The sequence below is a fragment of the Chitinophaga sp. genome (assembly GCF_036566945.1).
Classification (GTDB): domain Bacteria; phylum Bacteroidota; class Bacteroidia; order Chitinophagales; family Chitinophagaceae; genus Chitinophaga.
Genome location: NZ_DATCVJ010000127.1, coordinates 1 through 5,518 on the forward strand (window position 1 = coordinate 1; position 5,518 = coordinate 5,518).

At 46.5% G+C, this 5,518-nt stretch carries 4 protein-coding genes; all 4 read left to right on the forward strand.

Annotated features, from left to right (window positions below; all coding sequences use genetic code 11):
- Positions 1-936 (forward strand): alpha-L-fucosidase (locus tag VIP81_RS03660; protein WP_331957122.1); only part of this gene is annotated, 936 nt, incomplete at its 5' end.
- Between the two features lie 21 nt (positions 937-957).
- Positions 958-3,117 carry an alpha-galactosidase gene (locus VIP81_RS03665; protein ID WP_331957123.1) on the forward strand — a complete coding sequence of 720 codons (2,160 nt, stop codon included), beginning with the start codon at positions 958-960 and terminating at the stop codon, positions 3,115-3,117.
- A 31-nt stretch (positions 3,118-3,148) separates the two neighbouring features.
- The gene (locus tag VIP81_RS03670) at positions 3,149-4,492 is read left to right on the forward strand and encodes an alpha-L-fucosidase (RefSeq protein ID WP_331957124.1); all 1,344 of its coding nucleotides are present in this window, start codon (positions 3,149-3,151) and stop codon (positions 4,490-4,492) included.
- 197 nt (positions 4,493-4,689) lie between these two features.
- The coding region (locus VIP81_RS03675) for a sulfatase-like hydrolase/transferase (RefSeq protein ID WP_331957125.1) at positions 4,690-5,518 on the forward strand (829 nt) is incomplete at its 3' end.

Here is a 5,518-nt window from a genome sequence, read left to right on the forward strand (position 1 = left end):
TATATTCAGCATGACCTCAACTTTAAATCACCGGAGGAAATTATTCACCTGCTCTCCAATGTAGCCTCCAAAGGCGGTAACCTCATGCTCAACGTAGGACCGGATGGCAATGGCAAATGGCCCGCTTATTCCGTGGCATACCTCAAAGCCACCGGTAAATGGTTGCAGACCTATGGAGAAAGTATTTACGGCACTACCTGGGGCCTCATCCCGGCACAACCCTGGGGCGTTACCACCAGCAAGCCCGGTAAATTATTCCTGCACGTATGGCAAATGCCCGCCAACAGGCAATTGCGGGTCCCCGGCGTTACGGCAAAAATAAAATCAGTTAAAATACTGGGCAACAATAAAATACTTACCTGGAAACAACTACCGGAAGAAACCATTATTCAGTTACCTGTAACGTTGCCGGATACACGAAATACAGTGTTGGTAATGGAGTACACCGGGCAACAGCCAGACCTCTCACAACTCCGTACACAAACCGTGAGCAACCAATATCCACAGGCGGAAATACCTGCGGTATGGGCCGTTTTCAACGGTAACGCCAAAAATAAACTGTTTACTTATTCTCATTATTTTGGCGACTGGAAACATGATAACTGTATCACCGGCATGGTAACACCGGATGATGCCATTGTATTTCCGCTGGAAGTACAGGATGCTGGAGATTATAAAATTACACTCGACTATGCCTGTGAGCCAGGGAACGCTTCCCAACAAGGCATAGTTACCGTAGGAGGACAGCAACTTCCTTTCCTGACGCTGACTACAGGTACTTACGATTCACATAAACCCATGCAATTTATTCAACATGCCATTGGCATCGTACATATTGATAAAGCCGGGAAACAAAACCTGGTGGTTAAGCCGGTATCCGGCAATAAGACCGAATTATGCTGGTTGCGGAAAATTATCCTGCAACCCGTGAAATAATTTTTTAAGAATAGCAAGAACATGAAAAAAGCAAACCTCCTGGCAGGACTGGTTACCTGTTTGTATGCTGGTACAGCAATGGCTCAGGTGAAACCACCGGCAAATGACTGGCTGATTAATCATCAGTCCTATATGGCAACTATTACAGAGAAAGGTAAAGACATTACACTCAGCAATGGTTTGCTGAGCCGGAGTTTTCGTATAACCCCCAACGTAATATGCACCGACTATCGTAACCTGGTAAGCGGAGAACAACTGCTACGTGCCGTAAAGCCGGAGGCGCGGATAACGGTAAATGGTCATGACTATATGATTGGTGGCGCGCAGGGGCAACCCCAGCAAGCCTACCTGTTGCCGGCCTGGCTGGATCAGCTAAAGGCGGGTTCCTCAGACTTTATGTATAAAGGACACCAGGTAACCAGCATCGCACCCTACTTAAAATGGACTGCACATGGCTGGTGTTCCAACCCCAAACAACCTACCGGTAAAGCGCTGATCTTCTCTTATGAAGCACAGGCGCCGGAACTGAAAGGACTATTGGTAAAAGTACACTACGAAATATTTGATGGTATTCCTTTAATATCTAAATGGCTGGAAATTACCAACCAGACCGGACAACCAGTAAAGCTGCAACAGGTGGTGAATGAAATACTGGCTACGCCGGAAGAAGAGTCGGCGGTTGTAGGTGCCGTAAATAAAATGCAGGTACCACATGGCATCTATATAGAAAGTAACTATGCTTTCAATAATGCGATGAAAGCAAATCTCAGTGACCAAACCACACACTGGAAGGCAGATAGCACCTACACGTCGCAGGTGAACTATGACTATCAAACCCCTTGTTTGCTGGAAGTATATCCAACTGTACCGGTGGGCATTACCATGGCGGCAGGAGAACATTTTGAATCTATCCGCACCTACGAGTTGCTGTTTGATGGGTACGACCGGGAGCGCAACGGTTTGGCTAAACGCAGACTGTATCGCACTATTGCACCATGGACAACAGAGAATCCAATTTTCATGCACCTGGTGAGCACCGACCCGGTAAAAGTAAAAGCCATCATCGACCAATGTGCGGCTACCGGCTACGAAGGGGTGATCCTGAGCTTTGGCAGTGGGTTGAATATGGAAGACACCAGCGCCGCCAACATCGCGAAATTTAAAGCACTGGCGGATTATGCCCATAGCAAAAAAATATTGTTGGGTGGGTACTCCCTGTTTTCGAGTAGGCGTATCAGTGAGGAAGACGATGTGATTAGTCCGGTTACCGGCAAGCGGGGCGGCGCCTTCTTTGGCAATGCACCCTGCCTGGGAAGCAAATGGGGACTGGGCTATGTACAGGAATTAAAACGCTTTATCAGCAGCACCGGCTTCGACATTTTTGAAAATGATGGCCCGTATCCGGGCGATGTATGCGCCTCCACCACCCATCCCGGACATACCGGTTTGGATGATTCCCAGTGGAAGCAAATGCAAATGCAAAAGGAATTATACCACTGGTGTAATGCAAGAGGCGTATATGTAAATGCACCTGACTGGTACTTTATGGACGGCACCAATAAAATTGCACTGGGCTACCGCGAAGTGAATTTCTCCCTGCCAAGAGCAGAGCAACTGATCCTGAACAGACAAAATATTTTTGATGGCACCTGGGAAAAAACGCCGGCCATGAGCTGGGGATTTGTACCCCTCAGCGAATACCAGGGTGGCGGCGCTGCTGCTACACTGGAGCCATTGAAAGATCACCTCGATTCCTATGAGCAACTGATGGCGCAATACTATGGCGCCGGTATTCAGGCCTGTTACCGCGGGCCACGTTTATACGACACCGATAGTACCAAAGCCGTTGTTAAAAATATGATCAACTGGTACAAAAAGTACCGGGATATCCTTAACACCGATGTCATACACCTGCGCCGGGCGGATGGCCGCGACTGGGATGGTATCATGCATGTGAGCCCGTCTTTGCCGCAAAAAGCACTGGTGATGCTGTATAATCCAACTGAACAGGCTATTACACGGGAAGTGGTTTTACCGATGTACTATACCGGTGCTACCCGGAATATACGTATCAGGGAAAAAGAAGGTGTAGCAAAAACGTATACTCTTGACCGTAGTTACCAGGCACATGTAAAAATTACTATTCCGGCATCAGGTTATACCTGGCTCGTAGCGGAATAAATAATAAACCCAATAAGTATAATTATTTGTTATGAAGAAACTATCACTCTGTGCCATCACTTTTCTCCTGTTCCTTTTGCAGGTACAGGCGCAGGAAAAGAAAATTTTTAATGAAACTCCGGAGCAAAAGGAACAACGACTGGCCTGGTGGGTAAATGACCGCTTCGGTATGTTTATTCACTGGGGCCTGTATTCCATGCCAGCCCGCCATGAATGGGTAAAAAGCAATGAGCATATTCCCGATAGCGTTTACCAGAAATATTTTGACCTGTATAATCCGGACTTGTACAATCCGAAAGAGTGGGCCCGTCAGGCAAAAGCAGCAGGGATGAAATATGCCGTGATCACCACCAAGCACCATGAAGGCTTTTGCTTGTTTGATTCTAAATATACCGACTATAAAGCGCCCAACACGGCAGCTAAAAGAGACCTGATCAAAGAATTCGTAGACGCATTTCGTGCAGAAGGACTGAAAGTAGGGTTCTATTATTCACTGATCGACTGGCATCATCCTGACTACACTATTGACCGTGTACATCCGCAGCGCCCCAGTGATCCAAAGGATTACGAGCGTCTGAACAAAGGCCGTGATATGGAAAAATACCGTGCCTATCTGAAAAATCAGCTGAAAGAACTGATGACCAATTATGGTAAAATAGACATTCTGTGGACAGACTTTTCTTTTCCGGGCGAGCATGGTAAGGACCATAACGACTGGAATTCACTGGACCTGATTAAAATGATCCGCAAGCTGCAGCCAGGTATTATCGTTAATGATCGGCTGGATCTGGGTGAATACGAAGATGGTGGCGACTTTGCCACGCCGGAACAGTACAAGGTATCCGAATGGCCTACCCGTAACGGCAAGCGTATTCATTGGGAAACTTGCCAGACCTTTTCCGGTTCCTGGGGATATTACCGTGATGAAACTTCCTGGAAGGATAACAAGCAACTGCTGGTGCTGCTGATAGAATCTGTGAGCAAGGGTGGTAACCTGTCGCTCAACGTAGGACCCACCTCCCGCGGTATTTTCGATAGCCGTGCACAAGACAGACTCAAGGGAATGGGTGCATGGATGGAAGTGAACGGTCGTTCTATTTACGGTTGTACAGAGGCGCCCGCTGAGTTTAAGCGTCCGGATAATAGCTTATTAACCTATAATCCTACTACCAAACGTTTATATGTGCACCTGTTGGATTACCCCCTGCAACGTTTTGAATTACCCGGCATGAAAGGCAAAGTGAAGTATGCGCAATTGCTGAATGATGGGTCCGAAATAAAAATGCATGGCACCGATAAAGGCGATCTGGCACTGGATTTACCGGTACGTAAGCCGGAAGTTGAAATACCGGTGATAGAGCTGGTGCTCGAGTAAGCAGAAAGGAAAAAGCAGAAAGCAAAAAGCTATTGAAGCGAATGTTTAGCACGTACAATATATGCTAAGGTCATTCGCTTCAATAGCTTTTTGCTTTCTGCTTTTCGCTTTCTGCTTTTTCCCAAAAGAATAATTCCATTTTATTCCGGAAGATGTATATTTTTATGGTCACCATTTTTTATTGTTAAACATCCCGGATGAAGAGAATTTATTTTTGCCTGACTACTTTATTTTTGGCGGCAGTATTATTCAGTTTTATCAAGCCTTTGCCAGCGGTTAAAAAGCCAAATATTGTGATCATCTTTATGGATGATATGGGCTATGGTGACCTGGAATGCTATGCTGGTACTCCCTGGCATACTCCCAACTTAAACCGCATGGCGGCACAAGGGATGCGATTCACTTATTTTTACGCAGCACAGGCCGTATGTTCAGCTTCCAGAGCAGGTTTGCTGACGGGTTGTTATCCTAACCGGGTAGGTATTAACGGTGCTTTATGGCCTACGGCACCTATTGCACTCGATACGGCAGAACAAACCATTGCTTCCCTATTAAAAACACAAGGTTATCATACGGGTATGGTAGGCAAGTGGCATTTGGGATCTAAAGCTCCCTGGCTGCCTTTACAGCACGGTTTTGATGAATACCTGGGATTACCCTACTCCAATGATATGTGGCCGGTACACTACGATGGAAAGCCTTATTCAGATACCTCTTCCAATTCCCGCAAAAAATATCCGCCGTTGCCGCTGATAGAAGGCAACAAGCCATTGAGATATATTAAAACGCTGGAAGATCAATCCGAGCTCACCACTATTTATACAGACCGGGCCTGCCGGTTTATAAAGGAAAATAAGAAGCAGCCTTTTTTTCTGTACCTGGCGCACAGTATGCCGCATGTGCCCATAGCCGTTTCTGCGAAGCATAAAGGAAAAAGTAAAGATGGATTGTTTGGAGATGTGATCGAAGAAATTGACTGGTCAGTAGGAGAGGTCATGAAAACCCTGGAAGAAAACGGACTGGCAG